Here is a 24,669-nt window from a genome sequence, read left to right as displayed (position 1 = left end):
TCCCTGAATTAAGGGTAGAGGCTTTTTTTTTATATTCAGAGGTAATTATTGAAATGCCGTACAAAAAAACCATCATTACGTTGCTGTGCACATCCTTGGTGCTAAGTGCTTACTTTTTCTTCGAATACAAGAGGTTTGAGATAAAGAGAGACGAGACGAGCATCAGCATAGGAACGGAGGCAGTGAATACACTTACCAAAGAGATTGATAGCCTAGTTTCAACTTTTGTTCAACGGGCAGAACTTGCGAAACGACAAATAATTGCATTCAATACCGACAAGGACCTCATCAACAATTTAAGATCTATACGAACAGATTATCGGTATATCTTTGGTGTCACAGCCGCTTTCAAGCCTGGTTTTTTTAATGGAAAGGAGCGTTTCGCTCCATTTTATGACAATGCCCGAGACACCGTCATCTTTATCGAGGAAGTGTATGATTATACCGATACGGCCTTAGCTTCGGCCAAATGGTATACGGAAGGAATTTTATCTGAAAAAGGAAAATGGTCTCAGCCTTATTATGCCCAGGGAGCCGATGAAATGGTGATCGACTATACCCTTCCAATAAAAGTTAAAGGTGAAAATGTAGGTGTATTAGATTTCTCTATTGCCCTGAATACCGTGACCAATCTTGTCCAGGGGCTAACCCTAGGGGAATCAGGCTACGGATTTCTAGCGGATGAAAAAGGCATAATTATGTCTCACCCCAATAAAGAGAATCTGTTGCTGAGCCTATATGAACCCGCTGGAAACCGCAGCAGTCAGGTCGCCAGCACGTACAAGAACAACACCGAGGGGGTAACCAAATACGTTAGTTCCTACACATTCAATGAGTCGTTATTCTTTTTTAGCACTTCTAAGCAAACCGGATGGAAATGCATCATGGTGTTGGCGGAGGCAGACCTATTAGGAAACTCGGACTTCCTTCGTAAAAAAACTATCCAATTGGGACTTGTGCTCGGCTTAGCTGCTACCCTAATTCTCCTGCTCATTTTGAGAATGAAACAGGTCAATAAGAAAAAGTTATGGATTGCCTCAACGGGTTTTTCATTGGTAATGGTAGGCAATATTGTACTGATCTGTCACCTCAATTTAGTAACAGACTTTTCCCTTTTAGAAAGTGATAATGAACGATTGGTCAACCCATCCGTTATCAAAAAGTACGTAGAAAGTTTCAACGAAGAGGAATTGAGCACTTCCAGAAGCAAATACACCACAGTGCCTCTAGGTGTCTACATAGAATCCTTTGAGATCAAAACATCATTTGAAGGAAGCTTGAATGGTAAACTTTGGCTCAAGTATCCAAAGGAACTCATTAAAGAGGCTCCAGTAGATATCTATATCAATAATGGTTCAGCAATTGACATTAGACCCATCATCATTACAAAAACCTATGAAGTCGATAAAGGCGACCATTTACTGGTAGAATTTAACTTCAGAGTAACCTTAGAAGAAGACTTCTCCTATGAACAATTCCCTTTTGAGGAGAATCAATTGAATGTGTCCTTCATTTATCCAGACCCCAGCAAAAACATTCTGTTTGTACCTGACCTAGAAAGTTACGACGTATTAAATCCGTCGGCAAAACCCGGACTCAAAGGCGACTTGAATACTCCCGCATTTAAAACGGTATCGACATTTTTCAGTTTTGAAGAATTTGGCTCAAGAACAAATTTCGGCTCAGGACTTCCTATTGGCCCGCGGCCAAATCTTGTTTATACGGTAGTCATCAAACGCCTATTTGTAAGCCCGATCATCGCCAATATTATTCCCATCATGGTCGTCGCATTAATCATGTTTTTGGTACTTTACATCTCCTCGCGTAAGGAAGAACACAACTCGGGTATGACCGTTATGAATGTCGTACAAAGTGCGGCTGGCTTTTTATTCATTTTGATTGTTTCGCAAGTGAATGAACGAAGTAGAACCCAAACACCTGAAATCACCTACATCGAACTCTATTACTTCTGTATCTATGGCGTTATCGTTTTACAAACCATTTTAACAGCCTCCTTTTTACGTGGATCAAAGGCTCGATTTTTCAAGCACGATAACCTACGGATGAAACTACTTTTTTGGCCCATTCTTTTAACAGCTTGGTATATTTCCACATTGGCCTGGTTTTATTGACATGAGCTCCTATTGCACAGCGGTTAGAACGAATTCCCTTCCTTTGCTGCATCGCACTTACCACGATGAAAGCTATGGATTCCCCCCTAAAGACGATAATGAATTGTTCGGCAAGATGCTCATGGAAATGAATCAAGCCGGTTTATCCTGGGACATTGTCTTAAAGAAAAAAGACACCATACGCGAAGCTTACGCAGATTTTGACGTTGCAACAGTGGCTCAATTTGACGACTCCATGGTCGATGAAATGCTGCTCAATCCAGGCATCATTCGAATGAGAGCAAAGGTGCTTGCTGCTATCGCGAATGCGCAAAGGATTCAGGAGCTGCAAACTTCTCATGGTAGTTTTATGGCATGGCTCGATGCTTATCATCCCTTACCCATCGTCGATTGGGTCAAACTCTTCAAAAAGAACTTCAAATTCATGGGGAAGGAAACCACCAAGGAATTCTTAATGGCGACGAGCTATCTCAAAGGCGCTCATGACGACGACTGCCCTATTCAATCTCTCATCATTAAACAACAACCGAAATGGCTCGATTCGCTGTAAGCTTCATTCTGCTTTTCTTGCACGTTGCTACACTGACACAAGAAGACCAACTCAAAGCATTTGATCCATTCCTCAATAAAACGTGGCAAATAGAAGGGAAATGGGGAAATGCAATGGATTTTAAACAGGAAACCACATTCCGAAAGGCTTTAGAAGGTAACCTGATCATTGCTGAGTCGAAAGGCTATATCAATGAAGGGCAAACCCAATGGGGAGACCGCAACCATGGCATACGACGCTATGATGCTGAAGCTCAAAAACTAAAATTCTACGAATACGATGTATTTGGCGGTTTTACCGAGGGAGAAATAACGATTGAAGGCAAAGACCTGCTATACATTTACACCTATGAAGGACAGACAATCTGTGACAAATGGGAATATGTCAATGAGAACGAATACAAGTACATTGTCGGAACCTACGGGAATGGAAGGATCCAATTGGTATTATTGGAGGGTAAAGCAAAAGTAAAAAATGACTAAAGAAGGCCATTGTAAAAACGTTCCACTTTCCATCACTTCGCATTCCCGCTAATAGAAAACCCATTCGAACAAGCTTCCCTCCTGTGTAGTTTCAGGTCATAAAGAAAATCGTCATGAAGAAGCTCCTCACTCTATTGTGTTTTTTATCGATCACTTTCACTCATTACGCGCAAGATCGCTTGACAGGTGAGTCCTTCACCACCCGTTCTGAGGTGCTGGGCAAGAACGGCATGGCCGCAACAAGTCAACCCTTAGCGACACAAGCGGCCCTCAGGATCTTACAGCAAGGTGGAACAGCAATGGATGCCGCCATCGCTGCAAATGCCGTATTGGGCCTGGTAGAGCCTGCGAGCTGTGGCATTGGCGGCGACATCTTCGCGATTGTGTGGGATGCCAAAACAGAAAAACTTTATGGATTCAATGGTAGTGGGAGATCACCCATGTCCCTCACCCTCGACTACTTCAAAGAAAAAGGAATGAATGGTATACCATTGTTTGGTCCCCTTCCCGTTTCTGTTCCCGGAACCGTAGATGGCTGGTTCATGATGCATGAGAAATTCGGTAAACTTCCCATGACGGACATTCTCGCTCCTGCCATAAAATATGGAAAAGAAGGCTTCCCGGTATCGGAGGTGATCGCCTACGAGATGGCCACCAATTATGAAAACAAAGTAGACTTTCCCGGCTTTGCCGAAACCTACCTGCCCAATGGACGACCTCCGCAAAAAGGAGAAGTATTTGTGAACCAAGACCTTGCCACTACTTATGAGTTGATTGCCAAAGAAGGTCGACATGCTTTCTATAAAGGAGATATCGCCCGTACCATAGATGCCTATATGAAAAGGAATGGGGGCTTTCTTTCTTATGAAGATCTCGCAGCCCATGAAGGCGAATGGGTAGAACCGATCAGCACGAATTACAGAGGGTATGATGTTTGGGAACTCCCCCCTAACGGCCAAGGTACCGCAGCCTTGCAGATGCTGAACATCCTTGAAGGCTATGACATCAGAAGCATGGGCTTTGGAAGTCCTGAATACTTACATGTATTGACAGAAGCAAAGAAATTGGCGTATGAAGACCGTGCCAAATTCTACGCTGACCCCGCATTCAGCAAACTCCCTGTGGACGAGTTGATCTCAAAAGAGTACGCTGCTGAGCGCAGAGCATTGATCGATCCCAATCAAGCAGCCAGCACCTACCCTGCCGGTGATTTGGAAATTGAAACGGGCAATACCACCTATTTGACTGTGGCGGATAAGGACGGCAATATGGTCTCTTTGATCCAAAGTATCTATTATGAATTTGCCTCTGGAATGGTACCAGACGGTCTGGGATTTGTTTTGCAAAACCGTGGTCAGATGTTCAATGTGCAAGACGCCAATCATGCCAACGCCTACGCGCCGGGGAAAAGACCATTCCACACCATCATCCCTGCCTTCATTACCAAAGATGGTCAACCATGGGTGAGCTTTGGTTTAATGGGTGGTGCTGTGCAACCTCAGGGACATGCGCAGATCGTCGTCAACCTGATTGATTTCGGCATGAACTTACAAGAAGCTGGTGATGCCCCACGCATGCGCCATATGGGCAGTTCACAACCTACAGGATCGCGCATGACCAATGGCGGTACGCTTAATCTCGAAAGTGGCTTCGACTACAAAACGGTGCGCGAACTGAGAAAGATGGGACATCGTATTGGCACAGGAGTAGGCATCTATGGTGGCTATCAGGCCATTATGGTCGACCTCATGCGGAAAGTATTTACTGGAGCTTCGGAGTCACGCAAAGACGGACAGGCGGCTGGATACTAAGTTATGAGTTGCGAGGTGTGAGTTATGAGTTACGAGGTGTGAGGTGCGAGGTGCGAGGCGCGAGTTGTGAGGTGTAAGTTGTGAGTTGGCTCTGTGCCTCATTCATGTGATTTGTTTAGCAGATAGTGGCTTGTCTATTCTTTTTACAGGGATTGTTTTATATTGTATGCACGCATTTTTTAACTCATCGCTATGTCCAACAGATCACATACCCTAAGTCATCAAGCATTTTTACTCTTACTTGTTCTTCTAAGCACCATTTTCGCTTGTACGAACGCTCAGAATTCAGCACCGCTCCAAGTGCTCTTCCCATCAGAACATTATGAAGAAGCGCTGGATGGCAGATTGATCGTATTGATCTCAGACCAGGAAGGTACGGAACCTCGGTTTATGCTAAAAGATGATGCCAAAACTGGTCAAGGTTTCGGTATGGATATTGAGAATTGGCAACCCAACGAAGCTGTACAATTTGATAAGGAATCATTCGGATATCCAGTTCAGCGTTTTGAAGACCTGCCATCAGGCGAATACACGCTCCAGGTCGTTTTTCATAAATACGAAACCTTCAATCGCGCAGATGGCCATGTAGTCAAACTTCCCATGGACAGAGGCGAAGGGCAGCAATGGAATCGAGCACCCGGCAACCTCTATTCTACCCCTCAAAAGATCACGATCAAGCAAGGGCAGCTCCCTAATTTACGCGTCACATTGGATCAGAAAATTCCTCCAATTGCTGAACCAGAGGACACCAAATACATCAAACATATCAAGATAAGAAGTGAGTTACTTAGTGAATTTTGGGGACGAGACATGTACTTAGGAGCGCATGTGCTATTGCCTGAAGGCTGGGACACCCATCCAAATGTCAAGTATCCCTTGGCCATTATGCACGGGCACTTCCCAAGCGATTTTGGTGGTTTTAGCACCAGCCCACCGGACCCGGATTTGGAACCTGTTTACAGCGAGCGATTTGGAGTCGACGGCTACAACATCATTGTCGAACAGGAGGCATACGACTTCTACAAAACCTGGACTGGACCTGATTTCCCGAGAGTCATTGCGATCAAAATACAGCACCCTACACCCTATTACGACGACTCCTACGCAGTCAATAGTGCAGCGCAAGGTCCATACGGCGATGCCATTACCTACGAGCTGATCCCTTACATCGAGGAACAATTTAGAGGGATTGGTGAAGGCTGGTCGCGTTTTGTCTACGGTGGAAGTACGGGTGGATGGGAATCATTGGCCGTACAAGTCAAATACCCAAAGGAGTACGGCATGTGCTTCGCCGCATGTCCTGACCCAATTGATTTCAGGGCTTATACATTGGTCAACATTTACGAAGATGAGAATGCTTATTACCATGAAGGCACCTTCAGGAAAACACTCGTAGCTGGACACAGGGATTATTTGGGTAATGTGGATGCGACTTTACGAGACATGAACTATCGAGAGTTGGTGTTAGGCTCGAAAGGTCGATCAGGGCAGCAATGGGATATTTGGGAAGCCACCTACTCCCCCTTGGACGACGAAGGCTACCCTAAAAGAATCTGGGACCCACTCACTGGTGAGATAGACAAAGAAGTAGCCGCCTATTGGAAAGAGAATTATGACCTATCCTATATACTAAAAAGAGATTGGGACAAACATGGTAAGGATTGGAAGAACAAGATTCATCTGTATTGTGGCGATATGGATAATTACTACCTCAATAATGCGGTCTATTTGGCAGAAGAGATGCTGGAAGAAACCTCTGACCCCTATTACAATGGTGAGGTAGCCTATGGAGACCGCGCTGAGCATTGCTGGAATGGCGATCCTGACAATGGCAACCACATCAGCAGGTTGCGCTATCACCAGATGTTCATCCAAAAATATGTGGAAAAAGTAGCCAAAGTTGCTCCTAAAGGCGCAGACCTAAAGAGTTGGAGGTATTGATTACATTCTCCCAATGCCGAATGCATCACTAGTATCAATTGGTCAAAAGCTATGAGAACTCCAATGATCACCCCAGAGGGAATGGAAAAGCTAAAGGAAGAGCTTGATCATTTATGGCGTGTTGAACGTCCCGAGGTCACGAGAAAAGTTTCGTGGGCGGCTAGTCTCGGAGATCGCTCAGAGAATGCCGATTACCACTACAACAAAAAACGTCTACGAGAGATCGACAGCCGGCTGCTCTATCTGCGCAGGTGCATCGACAACTTTAAAATGGTTCAATACCACCCCCATCAAGAAGGCAAAGTCATGTTTGGGGCCTGGATAGAAATTGAAAACAACAGAGGCTTGAAAAAAAGACTTCGCATTGTGGGCTATGAAGAACTCATTGGCAATAAGGACTACATCTCTATCGACTCTCCTATTGCACAGGCATTGCTCAATAAAACCGTTGGTGAAGCGGCAGAGGTGACGACGCCCGCCGCTACCTTTACCTGGAAGATTCAAAAGATCGAATACGAAAAGTAGTTATTGCTTAGCTCTCAACTCGTCTTAGCGTCTCGCTAAGACCAGATCGCACGAGACGTTGTGACCAAATCATAATCCTGCCCTTGTTGATCTTCTTGACCAACAAGATCTCGATTTTACTCCTACTATTCGTTGGTGAAGAAGACCAAGGAGGGCGGAAAGATCATTTTGAAATAATCAGAGCGCCGAGATTAACCTGTTTTTGATTAGGGAGAACAGGATCACAATTGTATTGTAGCTGTATCCGATGAAAAAAACACTCCTCCGCTTACTTGTCATCCCTTTTGTTCTTCTTTCCGCCTGTCAGTCTGATGACAGTGAGCGAGTTGTTCAACAAGGTTATGCAATTGAAAAAGGATCAATCCTTTTTAATGGCGAGCCCATCACACTGAATGGCGTCAATGCCTTGCATACTTTTGGTTTAGAGGAGTTGGGTCTGATGCAAAGCTGGCAAGTGACCATTGTGCGTGAATTCATTGGAAACCTAAGAGAGCAGCCCATCGAAGGATCCCCATTGCAAGGTGCTGATGGTAGCTGGTTACATCCACTTAAAGAGATCGTAGCACGAAACCGAGCGGCGGGAATGGTGACCATCCTCTGCCCTTTCGGATGGGTAGACAACCAGGGAGAACAAGTCCTCTTCACTGGTCTCAATCCCACAGATCAAGTCTTCTACAACGACTATTTGATCAAAATGACTCAGATCGCTAGCTATTTTGCCGGGCAAGATGACGTCTGGCTCGAACTATGGAATGAACCCTATCATTGGAACAACGCCAATAATTATTCACACGCCCGTTGGCGAGAGGACATGATCGAAATGATCGAAAACCTCAGAACGATCAAGGGATTTAACAACATCCTAGTTGTTCCGGGTAATGAACAGGGTCAGTCGGAAGATGCTGTGCTCACCCATGGAAAAGAATTATTGAGTCGTTTCGACAACCTTCTTTTCGACCTGCATGCCTATGAAAAATGGTTGAATAACGCTGATTATGACCAGATTGCTCAACGGTTTGAGCGGTTGCAGAATCAAGGAATCCCCTTTCTTATCGGTGAAATCGGGGTAAGGAATGTTGCAGAACTCATGGAACCCCAAGCTTTTCTCGATGCAGCGCTACAAGAAGGCGTTAGCACCATGGCTTGTTTATGGAAGAAAGAAGCAGCCGATCAGAATGCTTTGCTCAATGAAGAAGGCCAGCCAAATGACTTGAACAATAACCAATGGGGAAGCGCTTTTCGTACGTTCTTGGGTAGCCAATAGGCCTATGTGGCTTTTCGCTATGCAATAACAATCGCTCAAGAAGTCAAAAAAAGAAAGGCATCCCTTTCCGCGATGCCTTCCTCTATGCTTTTTCAATAAGAAGAGTGCCTTACTTTTCCACCCAAAATGGAATATTTGCATGCGCGGTATGCTCTTGTGTATCGTCCACTGAGATGAACAAGCGATAGGCCCCAGGTCCTGGCGCTTTGAATGATACTTCCGCACCTGGCGCTGTGGTGATCAATCCTTGAATCGCTTCCGGCACCTCTTCTGCATCACCACCTGTGGCGTTGGTGGTACTTTCGCGCATGATCTCCCATCGGTAGGTAAGCGCGTCTCCTTCAGGGTCCGTCACATCCACCATGGCGCTGTAGGATTGTCCCGCTTTGAGTTTGATGTTATCGGTGGCCTTTTTGCCTTCCAGCATGAAATCATTCAGTCGCGGCGTTCGATTTTCTGGCCAGGCATTATTCCAAATGTAATGCATGGCATCAACAGACTCTGTTTCGTTTCCATCGGGCATGAACATACCGAACCAAGTAGGTGTACGCTCTTGCTTCTGTCCCCATAGGAAAACATACGAACCGATCACTTGTCCTTTTTGCGATTCGATCGACTTGCGATAGCGGCTTCTGTAAAAGTCGGCTTTGACCGAACTGTTGTTTTCAAGCGGCGCGCCCCATTCCGTATTTCCTACCTCCCAGTAGCCTGTTGCCCCCCATTCTGTGACCATCAAGGGACCATCATAACCTGATTCCTGGATACGCTGAGGCAAGATCTCGATCTCGGCATACATCTGGACGCTTAAGATATCGAGGTCTGGAGCTCGTTCAACTACCAAGTCGACGTATTCCTTGTTCATACCTGCCAAAGAAGTGGTGGTCAAATGGTTCGGGTCGATCTCATGGATCATTTTGGAGATCTCATTCACCGCATCCCACACTTTCGGATTTTCTGAATGATGGTTCAATTCGTTGCCAATTCCCCAAATGATCAAGGCTGGATGATCTTTGAGTTCCATGACCTCTCCCCTAATGCGTTCCAATTGTGCAGCAACCGCTGCCTCATCGTCATAGTCAAAACCCAGGCGTTCGCGGCCTACATCTATTCCCATGGTGACTTTCAATCCATATTCGTGCGCTTCATCAAGCACATCTTTCCCTGAGCGCTGCCCATTGTCCGTTCTCCAGGTGCGCATGGAATTGGCGCCGTGTTCCGCCAATTTTGGGATACTGCCAAATTCTAATCCAGCTCCTTGGATAAAGAAAGGTTCGTCGTTGACGAATAGCTGGTAACCTTCGTCGGTCATTCGGATCTCTGCTTTAGAAATGGCATTGCCGGACTCTGAGGTATCAGTTCCTCCGCATGCCACTAGCGAGAATACGAGAAGTAAAGTGAAAAATGTACGTATATGCTGCTGAAGTAAGTATTTCATAACGGGTTGATTTGTAATGCTTGAAGATGCCAAAAAAGTGGGAAAGCCGAAAGGGAATCTCCCTAATCGGTTACATCAAAAATTGCACATTTACCTTTCCCAAGCTATTTAGAAAAGACGGCCATGCTTAAGGAATTGGGGTTGAGTTCCTGGTCCATGATAAATGCAATAAACGATTTCTAAAATAAACCGGCGTTTTCCATCGCTCCTCGTATCTTCGTAAGAGTTGATAAAAATCCTTCCATGAAAAAACGCACTTACAAACCCAGTGAAAAGCCCAGCCCAGAAGCGAAGGCCTTATCCCTCTTTTTAATGGCTTACAAAAACAAGGACCCTAAATACAAGGAGGACTTGAAACGCATTAACCGCCAGTGGGATCTGTTCAAGGCGGGAGAGCTCAATCAAAAAGACTATTTACGCGAAGTACAGGCCCTACTCAAGTCTCATGGAGGTTATACCGAGGTAGTAGAAAAAACGGTGCGTTATTACATCGATACCACTGGTACATGGACCTTGGAAGGTGAAGAGCAATACCATAAAGACGCACAAGCCGTTGCTGATCGGATTACCAATGCTTGAGGCGTGGTGCGTGGTGCTTGAGGCTTGAAGTTAGATCTTAGACGAAACCCTCCTAAAAGGCCCTAAGAATTATCCGTTTTTAAACGTTGGTAAACGCTTACAAACGGATAACAAAGCGCACATTCGCAAAATAAAAAACCGCATGCAGTGGCTTTAATCGCATTTTTTAAGTAATTATAAGAGATATATCGCTCACTTTTATAAGCGATAGCATACGTTGTGCATAATTTGAAATAGACAAAATGGAACTACCAAAATATCACGAGACTTTCATTCCAATATTGGAGATCCTGAATACTGTTGATTCTTTAAAAAGTCGTGAATTAGCCTCAAAAGTTCGTGATGTTTACTATTCGGATTTACCTCAGGAACTACTCAATCAGAAAACGAGCTCTGGAGCTAACGTACTGCTTGACAGAATTCTATGGGGAAAGTCATATCTAAAAATGGCAAAGTTTGTTGCATACCCCAAAAGGGGAATGGTACAAATCACAGAGAAAGGAAAGAAACAGTTAGTTACTGGACGTTTACCGCTCCAAGACTTGCAAAATGATGAAGACTTTGTAACCCATAGAGAATCGGTTAAAAGCGAAAAAGAAAATGAAATAGAACTTCAATCAGTAAATGTTGAAAACGCTTCACCTCAAGACCTCATTGATTTTGGTTTCTCCTCCATTGAAACCGAAGTAAAGACAAATCTGCTTGAAAGATTAAAAGAAATTGATCCTTACTATTTTGAAAAGGTGATTCTGATTCTTCTCAAAAGAATGGGCTATGGAGATTTCGTTGAAACCACTAAATCAAATGACGGTGGAATTGATGGTATAATTAACGAAGACAAATTAGGTCTTGAAAAAATTTACACTCAAGCGAAGCGCTACAATGAAAATAAAGTCAGAGAAAAGGATATTAGAAATTTCATTGGAGCTATGAGTGGAGACACTAGCAAAGGTGTATTTATAACAACCTCCACTTTTGACGATTCAGCCATTAAAAAAGCACGAGAAGCGCACCATTCGATTATTCTGATTGATGGGGCAAAATTGGTCGATCTAATGTTGCAATACAATGTGGGCGTCCAGGTAAAAACAGTGTATGAGGTAAAAGAGCTAGACAACGACTTTTTTGAAGAAGATTAAAAAAACTATGCACAACAACGGCTATAGCACATGCCCTGCGGGACACGTGCCATAGCCAAATCGTTGGTGCCTGCCTGCCGGTTTATCTGCCGGAGGTATGGCAAAGGCGGGTTGTTCACCAACGGGTATTAAAGTGCATTGGCTTGTTGGTCAAGAAGACCAACAAGGTCGGGGTTTACATTTCAATCATTCACCTGATTTCGTATCAATCTGTCATTCAGAAGGAGGAAGAAGGACGTCCCGATAGCTATCAGGAGAAGAATCTGCCTATCGGCAGACAGGTCTCCTTCTTTTATAAATTGAGATTCTTCGGTTTTGTCGTGCCTCCAAAATCCTCTGAATGACGTTCTATTTTAGTGTTTGGTAAATAGCGATTCGAAAATCCCAAATCTACAATCGTACATCGCAGTACGCGCTACGGCCTACCGACCAAATTCCCTAAGAATAGCGCATTTAAGAACAGCTTATTGGTGCCGTACCACATGCCTCTGAAGTTGGGGTTATCGGCAAACATGATCAAATTACCTCGGCCAATACCGCTTACGATCAAAGAGGCCGTGCCGCCTAGCTTTTCCAGATTGGCTTTGTTCACATAACCACCCAATAATGGATTCTCCGTGTACTGCACCACCGTGCTAAACGTATTCTTACTCGGTGCCATAAAGATGCTATGGTTGCGGTATACTGGCAGGTCTCTGCGGGTATAGCCAAAGCCCAGCGGATGGGTGATGTCGATGTCGGCCTGGTACATGGATCCGCCAATGGCGGTAGAGCCACGCACGTCTCTGGCGGTTGCATAATCTTGTCTGCCTTCAGGCGAATGATCCGGGCTTTCGGCAAAGGCTTCATTCACAAATTTGCTGCGAATGGCCCAGCTGGTCGCAGAGCGGATGGTGATCACGGTACCGCCTTCTCTCACCCACTGCTTGATGCGGTCAATAGTATTCTCGCCCAAGCTGCTGTAATTCCCCGACACCAAAACAAGGGTATTGTATTGGCTCCAGTCCACTCGACCGACATTGTCAGTCCATACCTTGGTGATCGGCATGCCTACTTTAGAGTCGAGCAAATGCCAGACCTCTCCTGCTTCGTAGCTGCTGGTGTTACCTCCGATCAGCATTAGCGCTTTAGGCTGACGTATCGTTTCGAAGTTACCGGAACCCAGGTCAATGCCGCGGGTACTGTAACCGGTATTCACCGCATAGGCAGGGACACCGGCCAACTCTGTGGCTTCCTCGACAAAAGCATGCACCAATTGGGCATCTACCTCTTGTCTCGCCACCGGGATCATCAAGGTGCCATAGCCAAAGTCCATAACGCCATCTGTGGTCTCAATGGCAAAGGGTTTAAATGCGGTATTCACATACAAGCCTTTCTCCAAAAGGTAGTTCAAGGCTTTGGGTGCATAGTATTCATCCCACTCGATCAAGTAAGCATAATTACTTCTATCTACAGCGACATAGCCTGAATTCAGATTCTCTGTGCTTAATTCAGGTCCTTCCAGTGCATTTTTACCGGTATATCGGCTGTAAGGCATATTGTAGGTCAATGCGGCTGTCCAAGACGAGGCATCATAAAAGATGCTGTCGTAGAAGGTGGTTACCGTCTCGAACATGGTACGCACCATGCGGTATTGCGTTTGTGCATTCGGCACATAAAAGGCATTGCCTGCTTGGTAGGTTTTTCCCTCTAAGGTAATATCATCCTCCAAGGCGTAGGTCTTGATGCGGTGACGTAGCAAGAGGTTCAAGAATGTCCTGTTACGGCTATCATCCGCCTGGTCACCAAAGACCCAGCCGCCTCCGGCCTGCTTACCTTCATCCACTGCCGTTTTGAAGTAATTGCTCATGTGGTTGAGCAAGGTTTCTTTTTCACCGACGGCAGCACGCACAGTGGCCATTGAAGTAGTCAGATGGTTTTTGATGGTGAAAGCAAAGGCTACTTTTCCCATGCGGGAATCTTGCAAATGTCCTCGCGAGCTGGCTTGTTCGAAGACCAAACCCAGTGCGCCATGGATGTCCGGATAGGTGGACCCATAGCCAGGGTAACTGTTATCATAGTTCTCTTTGGTGAAATACAGGGAACCGATCTCGTCTAAAGATTCATGGAAGTACTCTGCAAAAAGGTTGTTGAGGCCATCATAGTTATCCCTTGGCACAACAGGATTTTCCGATCCGAATGGTTTGGTGGGCTCGAAGAAATAGGTGGAATTGGTACCCATCTCATGAAAATCGGTCACCACATTCGGGTACCATTGGTGGTAAAAATCAATTCTGGCTTGTGATTCTACGTGAGCCAGTGGCAACCAGTCGCGGTTCAGGTCATACCAGTAATGGTTGGTTCGGCCTCGTGGCCACATTTCGTTGTGTTCGGCATCGGTTGGGTCTGACACCATCGGATCGCCTTTGTAGCTATTCGCCCAGGTAGTATGACGGTCCCTGCCGTCCGGATTAAAGGCTGGGTCGATGAGTAAAACGGCATCTTCCAAGGTATTTCTCACTTCTGCGTGTTGCCCGGCTACGTAATAATAGGCGGTCAACAGTGCCGCTTCTGAACTTGACGGTTCGTTGCCATGCACATTGTAACCCAACAATACGATGGACTTTTGGGCATTCATATCCACATTGTCAACTGACGGATCAACCAGTTTCAAATGCGCTTGCCTGATGTCTTCCAGTTGCTCATGGTTTTCCGGATCGGTCACTTTGAGCACCACCAATTGTCTGTGCTCGTAAGTTTCCCCAATGGTATCCAACACAGCCCGATCGGAAAGGCGCGCAAGTTCGCGGAAGTATCCTACGATGGCATCATGACGGGTATGTAAGGTGCCTATGGGATAGCCCAGGTATTCCTCAGGCGTTGGGATCTTCTTGTCAAAGCGTGCTTCTTTCGGAAAATAGTAATCCGACTGTGCGGCAGCAGAAATACTTAGAAAGGTCAGTAGAGCGAGGAATAGGCTTTTGTATTTCATATGGATAGAGTTACAAGCTGCAGGCTTCAAGCTTTAAGGGGCTCCCTTGCAGCTTATGGCTTGCAGCTTAAAGCTTTTTTATTTCAGGTTGATTCGTGACACTAAAGTTAAAAATATCTGGACGAGCATAATGACCAATTGGATCAAAGTCCAATTTACTTTGAGTAATACGGTCTAAACTGATGTCAGCGGTCAAGATTCCTTCTTGATCCCAGAGTGGACCGGCCAGCACCTCTCCCAGTGGATCGATGATGACTGAACCTCCACGGCTCATTATCTCAGGTTGGTTGGCCAGCTCTTCGATGCCTGGCAGGTCATTGGGGTACATGGCTTTGGTCACGAACTGATTGCAGGCTAAGATGTAGCAACGACCTTCTAGTGCAATGTGCTGCATACTGGACTGCCATTCGTGTCGTGCATCGGCTGTAGGGGCCAGATACAGCTGCACTCCTTTTTGGTACATGGCCATGCGTGCTTCCGGCATGTAATTCTCCCAACAAATGAGCCCACCAAGCTTTCCAATGGGTGTATCGAAAGTACAAAGTGATTCTCCGCCAGCTTCGGCCCAGATCACCCGCTCCTGTGCGGTTGGTTTGATCTTCTGATGCTTGCCGAGGAAAGCACCATCAGGTCCGAAATAAAACAAGGCGCAGTACATTGAGCCTGAGATCAGGTCCTTTTCATTGACCCCTATGGCGAGGAATGCCTTGGCTTTTTTGGCGATCTGCCCGAGTTGTTGACAAGCTTTGTCACCTTCTGCAACTGAGGTATCCCAATAGCGTTGCCAAAGGGCTCTGCCTTCCTCTGTGCGGCTGCCGACAACAGTACCAAAGCTTAAGCCACGTGGATAGACGGAGACGAAGGCTTCAGGAAAGAGGATGAGCGCTGCGTCTTGACAGTCTGCCACAAGCCTTTCTACCTTTTTGATGGTGGCTTGTAGATCGAATAAAACCGGTGCGGCTTGGATGACGGCTATTTTGGTGTTGGGCATGGTGCAAGATAACAGATTCTCATTTTAGCTCTTAGTTCATTTCTCTTTCTACCCCCTAGCCCCCTAAAGGGGAAACAGTCCATGTTAATTACCGTTATTCTAAATGAGCCCGATGCAAATTGGGTGATTGAAGAACATATCAAGCTTTAAATCCAGCCCCAATTCATTCTTATAAGCTCACAGCCTAAAATGAATTTGAATCTCAACTCTCCTCCTTTCAAAGGAGGAGTTGGAGGTGGTTGTTCCTAGAATGTAGCAGACCACCCCTAACCCCCTAAACGAGTAAAGAGACCTTAATTATTGATCGTCATTCCGAAGAAGACTGAAAGTCGACTCAAGAACCTGCCCGTCGGCAGACAGGTCTCGTCATTTCGATTTGGAGATTCTTCGGTCGTTACCTGCCCTCACGGGCAGGCATACTGCCTCTGAATGACGTTCGATTTTATTTTACAAGGAATTGGATAGGTAGTGAAAATTACTTCAGCTGGATATTCGCAAAGACATAAAGCATCTCTGAGGCGATCTGTCGGCTACGCTCATCGTATTTTTCTGATTCTTGTGGAGTCCCGTCAAAAGCCTTGGGATCATCATACATGACTGGGATACGCTTTTCAGCACCTGGAATAAAGGGACAATTAGCATCTGCATGATCACAGGTCATGACTGCGGCAAAGCCATCTGCCTTATTCGCCTTGTCATCAAAGACCTTGGAAAACGCATGAATGAGATCAGCCGATGATGCATAACGAAACTGATAAAGTGGATTCTCACCTTCGCCTGCTTCAATTTGAAAACCATTGTTCTCAACAGCACGCACGGCGCGTTCGTTGAAGGCAGTCACCTCCACTCCACCCGAGAAGCAGCGAACAGGGACTCCATAAATAAAAGCTGCTGTCTGCGCCCAGATCTGTGAAAATTGACTCCTCCGTGAATTGTGTGTACAAATAAAGTTCAGATTAACCTCCTCACCTTTTTCAACTTTGTCTTGAACAAAGTCGATCAAAGATTGAAGCACCTCTTTACGTTCACCAGATACATCAAGCTTCCTGATCTCCACTACGGTGTTTTGGAGCTCAGGAAGCAATTGAACAAAATTCTTCATCCATTCACATGATTAGCAACACCCAGAACCGGGTAAGCAACTGTTCTCCGCATTTTGAAGTTCGGAGAGTGTAAGTTTTGGCTTTTTTGTTGTTCCACCGGGCTTAGCCGCATAAACAGTAATGCTATAAATACCTGTCGCACCTTGATTGAATTCGGCGATTTGCTCGTGAGACAAATACTTTTCTAGAATATCATCCGGAATGGTGATTGGTTTTTCCTTTTGTAAGGTGACCTGCTCAAATCCTGCAGCCTCTATAAATCCTAAATAGTCGGTTCTTTGGATCGCGCCTGCCACACAACCTGCATACATCTCAGCATCTTGTTTCAAGGCATCAGGAAGTTCTCCTTGTAAAACGATATCAGAGATACTAAAATGCCCCCCAGGTTTCAATACACGAAAGATCTCATTGATCACCTTTTCCTTATTGGGCACTAAGTTCAGCACACAGTTACTTACCACAACATCTGCCACCGCATCATTGACCGGCATGTCGTCAATATCACCTTGTCGAAACTCAACATTATGATAACCTAGTTTTTCAGCATTTGATCGCGCCTTCTCAATCATCTCAGGGGTGAAATCTATTCCGATCACTTTTCCTTCGATACCAGTCTCATGTCTTGCGACAAAGCAATCATTTCCTGCTCCTGAACCTAGATCAATCACTGTATCGCCTTTTGAAATGTTAGCAAACTGAGTGGGTAAGCCACATCCCAAACCTAAATCTGCATCTTCCACATAGCCTTCTGTTTCGCTATAATCATCCATCATGATGTTGTAGATCTTATTAGAAGTAGGTGTAGCCCCACAACAGGAGGCCGCATTGTCCAATCTATCTTGAGATGCGATCTTCGCATATTTTTCTCTGACTACAGCTTTTAATTCTTGTTCGTTATTCATCGCCATTATTTTAAATCCTTTAATTCTTTTAACAACACCCCTCGGAGTTAGGAGAAAACTGATCAAACAACTGGTTGAACTCCTTTTTCACTTCCTCCCATCGAGTTGGGTTGATGCAATAACTCATTCTTGTTCCTTCGATCGTTCCTTGGATGATGCCGATGTCTTTCAGTTCTCGCAAGTGTTGACTAATGGTAGCTTGCGCCAAACCAAGTTCTTGCACCAGATCACCATTGATGCATGCATTCGCTTTCAATACATGCTGAACGATGGCAATCCGTGCAGGATGCGCAAATGCTTTCGCGATCACCGCTAAATCGTTTTGGACTTCTGAAAATAGATCTGTTCGCGTAACTCCCATGTGTTATTATTATATCGCAATATTACGATATACCTCGAAATGAAACAAGGGAATTCTTGATTTAGGGTATGAAGGGCTTCTCGCCTTTTTCCTGAGCGCATTCGTTCAGGTTTCACCAGATTAAGGTTAATTTGCAGCATGACGGACAGTCAGGGTACACGAATCAATAAATACTTGAGCGAAGTGGGCTATTGCTCACGTCGAGCAGCGGATAAACTCTTAGAACAGGGACGAATCACCATCAATGGCATAAAACCAGAATTGGGTACTAAAATTCTTCCCGGCGATGAAGTGAAGGTAGACGGTCAATTGATCGAAGATCCGAAAGAGGAACATGTCTACATTGCCTTCAATAAACCTGTGGGTATTGTCTGCACCACTGATACACGAGTAGAAAAGGATAACATCATTGAGTACATCAATCATCCAAAACGGATCTTTCCGATAGGCCGACTCGACAAGCCCAGCGAAGGATTGATCTTCTTAACGAGCGATGGTGACATAGTCAACAAGATCTTACGCGCAAGAAATCATCACGAGAAAGAATACATAGTAACCGTGAATAAGCCCATCAATGATCGCTTCGTGGAGCGCATGGCCAATGGCATACCTATTCTTGGTACGACCACAAGAAAGTGTGAAGTTGAGCAGCTGAGCAAGAACAAGTTCCGTATTGTGCTGACGCAAGGATTGAACCGTCAGATCAGGCGCATGTGTGAATACTTAGGTTACCGGGTCATCAAGCTCAAAAGGGTGCGCATCATGAATGTGATCTTAGACCTACCTATCGGTCAGTGGCGTGACCTGACTGAAAAAGAGATCGGTCAGATCCAAGAAATGGTCAGTGACTCAAGCAAGACTATTTGACTGATGTAAGGATTTTAGGAAAGACATGATTTAAATCAATCCTCTAGCCAGCTTCCGTTGGCGTTTTTCACTAAGGAGAATTACGCTCGAGAGTGCATGATCGCAAAAAAGCCTTCAGTCTTGATAGACGGCAAGTTATTGAACACTAGTTGGTCAAGAAGGTCATCAAGAGCATAGTATTCAATGGCTCCTTGGTCAGGAAGACCAACGAGGGAGGAAATCCAAGATATGGTCAGTGACTTAAATATGACCATTTGACTGATTTAAGGATTTTAGGAAAGACATGATTTAAATCAATCCTCTACTCAGCTCACATTGCTAGCCATGCAAAGGATGCAGCTCATTCATTTTTTTGCCTTTTCGGTTACCCCCGGCTCGTAAAACTCGAACATCGCCATATTGAAAAAAATTAGCCGAAAGAAGAGTTTGTAATAACTGTTGGCCCACTAGAAATGAGCCACAGATTCGAGTGAGAAGTTCAAGGATTTACCTAATTTAAACTTCTAACAAAAAAAGCATGGGACTATTTTGGGACTTGGTTCAACAAAGCCAGATCAGCGATCAACAGGAAAAGGCAGACTCCTTAGAACAACGCGTAGCCTATTTGGAAGATCAACTGCGAAAGACACAACAACTGCTCGTCAGCACCCTTGAGGTGCTCGAAAAACATACCGGAAAAGACATTGATGGTGACGGGCATATAGGCTAAACGCTGTAGGCATCAAACTGTAACTTATGTTACCGCAGTGAAAAACGGTGCGGCATACTTTTGTGCCATCAACTTTTACCGTTTTTACACATGGATATATTAGAAATTCTAGGATACATCAGCGCATCACTTATTGGCATTTCATTGGGCTTGATCGGAGGTGGAGGTTCCATCCTCACCGTACCGGTACTCGTCTACCTTATCGGTATGAATCCCGTGGCGGCCACAGCTTATTCCCTCTTTATTGTGGGTTTCAGTTCATTGATCGGAGCAGGGAAATACACGACCAAAAAATTGGTGAGTTACAAGACAGCGGTGGTTTTCGGACTTCCCTCCTTGGTAGCCGTTTTCCTCACTCGAAAATTTGTCGTTCCTGCAATACCTGAACAACTCTTCCAGCTAGGTGATTTTGTCTTCACAAAGGACATTGCACTTATGGTGTTGTTCGCCCTGCTCATGATCGCCGCCTCGATCTCTATGATCAGAGGAAGAAAAGAGGTAGAAGAAATTGCAGACGAAGCACAGCGTTTTAATTACCCTCTGATCATTGTAGAAGGCCTTGTTGTCGGAGGCTTAACCGGACTTGTGGGTGCCGGTGGTGGCTTTTTGATCATTCCGGCTCTTGTGGTGCTGTCTAAACTGCCCATGAAAATGGCCATAGGCACTTCACTGTTGATCATTGCCATCAAATCAATGATCGGTTTTCTGGGAGACGTTTCCAACATGGAAATTGACTGGGTATTTCTAGGCATCTTTAGTGCCATTTCCGTTGTCGGTATTTTCATCGGTAGCTACCTGTCGAATTTCATCTCCGGAAGCAAACTCAAGCCTGCTTTTGGTTGGTTTGTGCTTATCATGGGGGTATACATCATCACCAAAGAGGTGATTCTGTAACTTCGCCATCTACTGACCAAATTTCCCTTTGAGCTGCTGCAATTTAGATTGCATATCGTCCGCTCGAAGGGTTTTCTTTTTGGGTCCCTTGGGGGCAACCGACTGATCTTTCATGGAAAGTGATATTCGTTTTCGTTCAAGGTCAACTTCCGTCACGGTGACCATCACTTGTTGTTGGACACTCACCACTTCTGCCGGATTACTCACGAACTTATTCGCCAGCTGACTGACATGAACCAGGCCATCCTGGTGCACTCCCACATCGACAAAAGCGCCAAAATTGGTGACGTTCGTTACAATACCAGGCAATTTCATGCCCACTCTTAGGTCAGCGGGCTCATTGACTCCTGCAGCAAACTCAAAGGCTTCAAATTGTTCTCGAGGATCTCTTCCCGGCTTGGCCAATTCTGCTAAAATATCCTGTAACGTGGGTAAGCCAACCCCCTCTGTTATGTAGCGTTTCGGATCCAGCTGTCTTCTTAGTGCTTCACTTTTCATGAGGTCTGAGACATCACAACCCAGGTCTTTCGCCATTTGCTTGACGATGGCATAGGACTCTGGGTGCACTGCACTATTGTCCAATGGGTTTTTGGATTCACTGACCCGCAAAAAGCCGGCAGCTTGTTCAAAGGCTTTTTCTCCTAACCTGGCCACTTTTTTAATCGAGGAGCGATCTTTAAAAGGACCATTTTCCTTGCGATATGCGACGATATTGCTTGCTAATTGCGGGCCAAGGCCAGCAACATAGGTCAAAAGTTGCTCCGACGCTGTGTTGACCTCCACCCCCACTGCATTGACGCAACTCATCACCACATCATCTAAGCTGTGCTTCAGTGCTGTTTGATCCACATCGTGCTGATATTGCCCTACACCGATCGATTTAGGATCGAGCTTCACCAATTCCGCCAAGGGATCCATTAACCTTCTGCCAATCGACACGGCGCCCCTTACGGTTATGTCATGATCAGGAAACTCATTACGGGCGATCTCAGAAGCAGAATAAATGGATGCTCCACTCTCGTTGACCATGACGATAAGAATGGACTTGTCCAAGTTCAAGTTTCGTACGAATTGCTCCGTCTCTCGACCAGCGGTTCCGTTCCCAACAGCGATCGCTTGTACGTTGAAGCGTTTCACCAAGTGCTTGATCGTTTCGCCTGACTCAACTACCTTCTTTTGCGGTTCATTAGGATAAATCGCCTCGAAGTGCAATAATTTCCCTTGTTCATCGAGACAAACCAGTTTACATCCTGTACGGAAACCTGGATCAATGGCCATGACACGCTTTCTTCCCATAGGAGCCGCCATCAAGAGCTTCTGCAGATTGTCGGCAAATACCCTGATTGCTTCTTCGTCAGCCTTCTTCTTCGTGTTCATGCGCAATTCCGTCTCCATGGAAGGACTTAATAAGCGCTTGTAGGCATCATGGATGGCCAGCTTGACTTGTTCCGAAGCTCTGTTACGCCCTTTGAGATACTCTTTCTCAATGAGCTCAATCGCACCTTCTTCCTCTGGCAATAGGTCGAGCATTAAGAAGAGTTCAGCTTCTCCTCTTCTCATGGCCAACAACCGATGAGACGGTACTTGATTGACTGCTTCCTCCCAGTCAAAATAATCTTTATACTTCTGCGCTTGTTCCTTCTTTGAAGTGATCACCCGCGATTTGATCGTCGCTCGCTGCTGGAAATACTTGCGTAACCTATCACGTATCAAGGCGTCTTCATTGATCCATTCAGCGATGATGTGTCGAGCGCCCTCTAAGGCCTCTTCGCCGTCCTTTACCCCTTTATTCTCATCCACAAACTCTTGCTCATTGAACTCTTGTTGTGCCAAGAGCTGCTCTGCAAGTGGCTCAAGCCCCTTTTCTCGCGCCATACTTGCTTTGGTTTTGCGCTTGGGTTTGTAGGGAAGGTAAATATCTTCCAATTTTGACATTGTCTCGGCTGCCAAGATCTCCTGTTCTAAAGCATCCGTTAGCTTTTCCTGCTCGTTGATCGACTTCAGAATGGCTTCGCGCCTTTTGTCCAGTTCTCTGAGCTGCGTCAAGCGATCACGAATCCCGGCTACCTGAACTTCGTCCAGACTGCCCGTTAATTCTTTCCGATAACGCGAAATGAAAGGAACGGTACCTCCCTCGTCGAGTAGTTGAATTGTTGCTTGTACCTGCTTGGGTTGAATCGAAAATTCTTGTGCAATTCGTGCTGCGTAATTGACCATAACTTCTTTTGAACGAAAGCCGAAAGTAAACGCATTTCCGGAAGCGGAAAAAGATAAGAAGACGATATTTGATGAAGTACTATGAAGCGGTGATCAACTCCACTATCCCACGACCTATTTCGCTATTGAACTAGGATCTTCAGGACGCTACTTACTCCATTTTCAAAACGGGCTTGTACCAAATAGACACCAGATGACCATGAGGTGGTTGTCAAGTAGACCGCTCCTTCAGCATTTATCTCATCGATTGCTAAGGCTTCAACATGACCAAGAGGATCGTTTGTAGGCAAGCCGTCACCACTAAGCCAAAGCAAACGTCAGAAGGAATAGAATGGCTCTGTATATATTCAAAATAGGGATCATTGCGGCTAGGAGCAATAACACCTTTCCTAACTTCAGGAATTTGGGTTCCTTGAGTTCGAGCAAGAGAAACCATAGATAGCACAGAACAAAAAGGATTGTCGTTATATTCAGAAAACTCTCGGAGAGCATAAAGGTCCAGTTTTGAGCGATCATGAAATCGACAAAAAAGTAACTGAATAAGGAAAACGGCAACATGTAGAAAAAGATGAACGCCGACCAAAACTACAGGGCAAAATTAAAGGCATCCGTTAAGTACAGTTTTTTGGCGTATAGCATAAAAATGATCAACCCTAATAAGGGGGCTAAGGCAATGATGATCAGCTTACTCACTTCTACCGTCTTCTGGTCATAGATAGCAGCATAGTCATCCATTGACATCGATGAAACAGCCAGATAGTTGTTGACAGCTTCTTCTACATATGAACTATATATTTGATAGTTCATTTGGGTGTTCAAGTCTGATTTGAACGTATTGAAACTAGGCAGTAGAAAATAGAGTAAGTTGGCAATCAAAAACAAGCTCAAGGGCTTCAAATAAGGCACCCTTTTACCCCTTGCATAATCCAATGCCATTACCCCTGGAGCTTTAACCAAGGATTTGATCGTGGTGATCATTTTGCCGTCAAGTTCCAGGTTCAGCAATGTCTCCTTCATCCAGGACGAAAATGCCTTGTCCTTAGGATGCAACACTTTTTCACCACAGTGATGACAAAACTGACCGGCCAGGTCAGCCCCACAATTGAGACAATGACGATTATTGTTCAACTTCATTATTGATTCAATAAATAGAATGAATTCATCGCAAGCAAGCTTAAATTTAGCAAACGATAATTATGGCGAAACTATACGAACAGCTGACGGAAGAACTGACAAGCTTTATTGAAAAGCAAAAGATTTTCTTTACTGGCACAGCAGCGAAGGAAGGAACTGTTAATGTATCGCCAAAAGGAACCGACTCCTTTCGTGTGTTGAACAATAGGCAGATCGCCTGGCTTAACCTCACAGGCAGCGGGAATGAAACTGCCGCACATTTGCGTGAGATCAACAGAATCAGCTTGATGTTTTGTGCGTTTGCTGGTGACCCCTTAATTCTGAGAATTTATGGGCAAGCCAAAACGATTCACCGACAGGATGCAGATTGGGCTGATCTCTATCCATTATTCCCTCCCAATAATGGCGCACGCAATATTTTCATTGTCGCCATTGATCGTGTACAAACCTCCTGCGGCTTTGCCGTGCCCTTGATGGACTACCAAAAAGATCGAACTATTTTGACTGACTGGTCAGCAAAGAAAACCGATGAACAAATGACCTCCTATTGGAAAGAGAAGAACCTTACCAGTATTGATGGGTTCCCCACCGGGTTGTTGGATTGATCACCATTCAAATTGAATTCTTGCAGCGGTGGAAATAGGGTATTTGAATAGCGAGCA

Annotated in this window: 24 protein-coding genes; 14 read left to right on the top strand and 10 right to left on the bottom strand. The window is 45.2% G+C overall.

Annotation, left to right across the window (positions count from 1 at the left end):
- Nucleotides 1-53 precede the first annotated feature (53 nt).
- From AC2D6U_RS03440 to AC2D6U_RS03410, 7 genes are all read left to right on the top strand, one after another.
- A complete protein-coding gene (locus AC2D6U_RS03440; RefSeq protein ID WP_484719543.1) occupies nt 54-2,132 on the top strand; it encodes a PDC sensor domain-containing protein in 2,079 nt (692 codons plus the stop codon).
- Nucleotide 2,133: 1 nt separating this feature from the next.
- The gene (locus AC2D6U_RS03435) at nt 2,134-2,682 is read left to right on the top strand and encodes a DNA-3-methyladenine glycosylase I (protein ID WP_484719542.1); all 549 of its coding nucleotides are present in this window, start codon (nt 2,134-2,136) and stop codon (nt 2,680-2,682) included.
- Nucleotides 2,664-3,164: a hypothetical protein gene (locus AC2D6U_RS03430; protein ID WP_484719541.1), complete on the top strand. Its 501-nt coding sequence runs from the start codon at nt 2,664-2,666 to the stop codon at nt 3,162-3,164. Before AC2D6U_RS03435 ends, AC2D6U_RS03430 begins: the two co-directional genes overlap by 19 nt.
- Nucleotides 3,165-3,277: 113 nt before the next feature.
- Nucleotides 3,278-4,975, top strand: coding sequence for a gamma-glutamyltransferase (gene ggt / locus AC2D6U_RS03425; protein ID WP_484719540.1), 1,698 nt, complete (start codon nt 3,278-3,280; stop codon nt 4,973-4,975).
- Nucleotides 4,976-5,167: 192 nt separating this feature from the next.
- Nucleotides 5,168-6,916 carry an alpha/beta hydrolase-fold protein gene (locus tag AC2D6U_RS03420; protein WP_484719539.1) on the top strand — a complete coding sequence of 583 codons (1,749 nt, stop codon included), beginning with the start codon at nt 5,168-5,170 and terminating at the stop codon, nt 6,914-6,916.
- A gap of 51 nt (nt 6,917-6,967) precedes the next feature.
- Nucleotides 6,968-7,441, top strand: a complete 474-nt coding sequence (gene greB / locus AC2D6U_RS03415; RefSeq protein WP_484719538.1) for a transcription elongation factor GreB — start codon at nt 6,968-6,970, stop codon at nt 7,439-7,441.
- A gap of 247 nt (nt 7,442-7,688) precedes the next feature.
- Nucleotides 7,689-8,705 (top strand): cellulase family glycosylhydrolase, encoded by a 1,017-nt coding sequence (locus AC2D6U_RS03410; protein ID WP_484719537.1) that lies wholly within the window; start codon nt 7,689-7,691, stop codon nt 8,703-8,705.
- Between the two features lie 109 nt (nt 8,706-8,814).
- Here AC2D6U_RS03410 and AC2D6U_RS03405 read toward each other — a convergent pair whose 3' ends face one another.
- Complete coding sequence (locus AC2D6U_RS03405) at nt 8,815-10,140, bottom strand: glycoside hydrolase family 2 TIM barrel-domain containing protein (protein ID WP_484719536.1); 1,326 nt, start codon at nt 10,138-10,140, stop codon at nt 8,815-8,817.
- Nucleotides 10,141-10,383: 243 nt separating this feature from the next.
- On the opposite strand from AC2D6U_RS03405, the gene AC2D6U_RS03400 reads away from it, so the two are divergent.
- The 3 genes from AC2D6U_RS03400 to AC2D6U_RS03390 all read left to right on the top strand — a co-directional run bounded on the left by AC2D6U_RS03400 (nt 10,384) and on the right by AC2D6U_RS03390 (nt 12,202).
- Entirely contained in the window at nt 10,384-10,719 is a 336-nt protein-coding gene (locus AC2D6U_RS03400) for an HAD family hydrolase (protein ID WP_484719535.1), read from the top strand.
- A 242-nt stretch (nt 10,720-10,961) separates the two neighbouring features.
- Nucleotides 10,962-11,858, top strand: coding sequence for a restriction endonuclease (locus tag AC2D6U_RS03395; RefSeq protein WP_484719534.1), 897 nt, complete (start codon nt 10,962-10,964; stop codon nt 11,856-11,858).
- 143 nt (nt 11,859-12,001) lie between these two features.
- The gene (locus AC2D6U_RS03390; RefSeq protein WP_484719533.1) at nt 12,002-12,202 is read left to right on the top strand and encodes a hypothetical protein; all 201 of its coding nucleotides are present in this window, start codon (nt 12,002-12,004) and stop codon (nt 12,200-12,202) included.
- Between the two features lie 71 nt (nt 12,203-12,273).
- Here the strand turns inward: AC2D6U_RS03390 and AC2D6U_RS03385 are convergent, their stop codons facing one another.
- From AC2D6U_RS03385 to AC2D6U_RS03365, 5 genes are all read right to left on the bottom strand, one after another.
- Complete coding sequence (locus tag AC2D6U_RS03385) at nt 12,274-14,829, bottom strand: M14 family zinc carboxypeptidase (RefSeq protein ID WP_484719532.1); 2,556 nt, start codon at nt 14,827-14,829, stop codon at nt 12,274-12,276.
- A gap of 67 nt (nt 14,830-14,896) precedes the next feature.
- The gene (locus AC2D6U_RS03380; protein WP_484719531.1) at nt 14,897-15,820 is read right to left on the bottom strand and encodes a carbon-nitrogen hydrolase family protein; all 924 of its coding nucleotides are present in this window, start codon (nt 15,818-15,820) and stop codon (nt 14,897-14,899) included.
- Nucleotides 15,821-16,295: 475 nt separating this feature from the next.
- Nucleotides 16,296-16,922 carry a low molecular weight phosphatase family protein gene (locus AC2D6U_RS03375; protein ID WP_484719530.1) on the bottom strand — a complete coding sequence of 209 codons (627 nt, stop codon included), beginning with the start codon at nt 16,920-16,922 and terminating at the stop codon, nt 16,296-16,298.
- A gap of 12 nt (nt 16,923-16,934) precedes the next feature.
- The gene (locus tag AC2D6U_RS03370) at nt 16,935-17,825 is read right to left on the bottom strand and encodes an arsenite methyltransferase (protein WP_484719529.1); all 891 of its coding nucleotides are present in this window, start codon (nt 17,823-17,825) and stop codon (nt 16,935-16,937) included.
- Between the two features lie 28 nt (nt 17,826-17,853).
- Entirely contained in the window at nt 17,854-18,186 is a 333-nt protein-coding gene (locus tag AC2D6U_RS03365; protein WP_484719528.1) for an ArsR/SmtB family transcription factor, read from the bottom strand.
- A 138-nt stretch (nt 18,187-18,324) separates the two neighbouring features.
- On the opposite strand from AC2D6U_RS03365, the gene rluF reads away from it, so the two are divergent.
- Entirely contained in the window at nt 18,325-19,053 is a 729-nt protein-coding gene (rluF, locus tag AC2D6U_RS03360; RefSeq protein WP_484719527.1) for a 23S rRNA pseudouridine(2604) synthase RluF, read from the top strand.
- Nucleotides 19,054-19,133: 80 nt separating this feature from the next.
- On the opposite strand, the gene AC2D6U_RS03355 is transcribed toward rluF, so the two are convergent.
- On the bottom strand, nt 19,134-19,307 hold the full coding sequence (locus tag AC2D6U_RS03355) for a hypothetical protein (protein ID WP_484719526.1): 174 nt from the start codon (nt 19,305-19,307) through the stop codon (nt 19,134-19,136).
- Nucleotides 19,308-19,570: 263 nt separating this feature from the next.
- Here AC2D6U_RS03355 and AC2D6U_RS03350 point away from each other — a divergent pair, with 263 nt between their 5' ends.
- Together AC2D6U_RS03350 and AC2D6U_RS03345 are read left to right on the top strand one after the other, a co-directional pair.
- A complete protein-coding gene (locus AC2D6U_RS03350; RefSeq protein WP_484719525.1) occupies nt 19,571-19,762 on the top strand; it encodes a hypothetical protein in 192 nt (63 codons plus the stop codon).
- A gap of 90 nt (nt 19,763-19,852) precedes the next feature.
- Nucleotides 19,853-20,656, top strand: a complete 804-nt coding sequence (locus AC2D6U_RS03345) for a sulfite exporter TauE/SafE family protein (protein ID WP_484719524.1) — start codon at nt 19,853-19,855, stop codon at nt 20,654-20,656.
- A 9-nt stretch (nt 20,657-20,665) separates the two neighbouring features.
- On the opposite strand, the gene AC2D6U_RS03340 is transcribed toward AC2D6U_RS03345, so the two are convergent.
- From AC2D6U_RS03340 to AC2D6U_RS03330, 3 genes are all read right to left on the bottom strand, one after another.
- Nucleotides 20,666-22,873 carry a Tex family protein gene (locus AC2D6U_RS03340; protein WP_484719523.1) on the bottom strand — a complete coding sequence of 736 codons (2,208 nt, stop codon included), beginning with the start codon at nt 22,871-22,873 and terminating at the stop codon, nt 20,666-20,668.
- A 122-nt stretch (nt 22,874-22,995) separates the two neighbouring features.
- Nucleotides 22,996-23,163 carry a hypothetical protein gene (locus AC2D6U_RS03335; protein WP_484719522.1) on the bottom strand — a complete coding sequence of 56 codons (168 nt, stop codon included), beginning with the start codon at nt 23,161-23,163 and terminating at the stop codon, nt 22,996-22,998.
- Nucleotides 23,164-23,458: 295 nt separating this feature from the next.
- Nucleotides 23,459-24,007, bottom strand: a complete 549-nt coding sequence (locus tag AC2D6U_RS03330) for a DUF3667 domain-containing protein (RefSeq protein WP_484719521.1) — start codon at nt 24,005-24,007, stop codon at nt 23,459-23,461.
- 62 nt (nt 24,008-24,069) lie between these two features.
- On the opposite strand from AC2D6U_RS03330, the gene AC2D6U_RS03325 reads away from it, so the two are divergent.
- The gene (locus AC2D6U_RS03325) at nt 24,070-24,612 is read left to right on the top strand and encodes a pyridoxamine 5'-phosphate oxidase family protein (RefSeq protein ID WP_484719520.1); all 543 of its coding nucleotides are present in this window, start codon (nt 24,070-24,072) and stop codon (nt 24,610-24,612) included.
- Nucleotides 24,613-24,669 lie beyond the last annotated feature (57 nt).

It is taken from the genome of Roseivirga sp. YIW32 (assembly GCF_057219245.1).
This window is presented reverse-complemented; position numbering and strand designations above follow the sequence as displayed.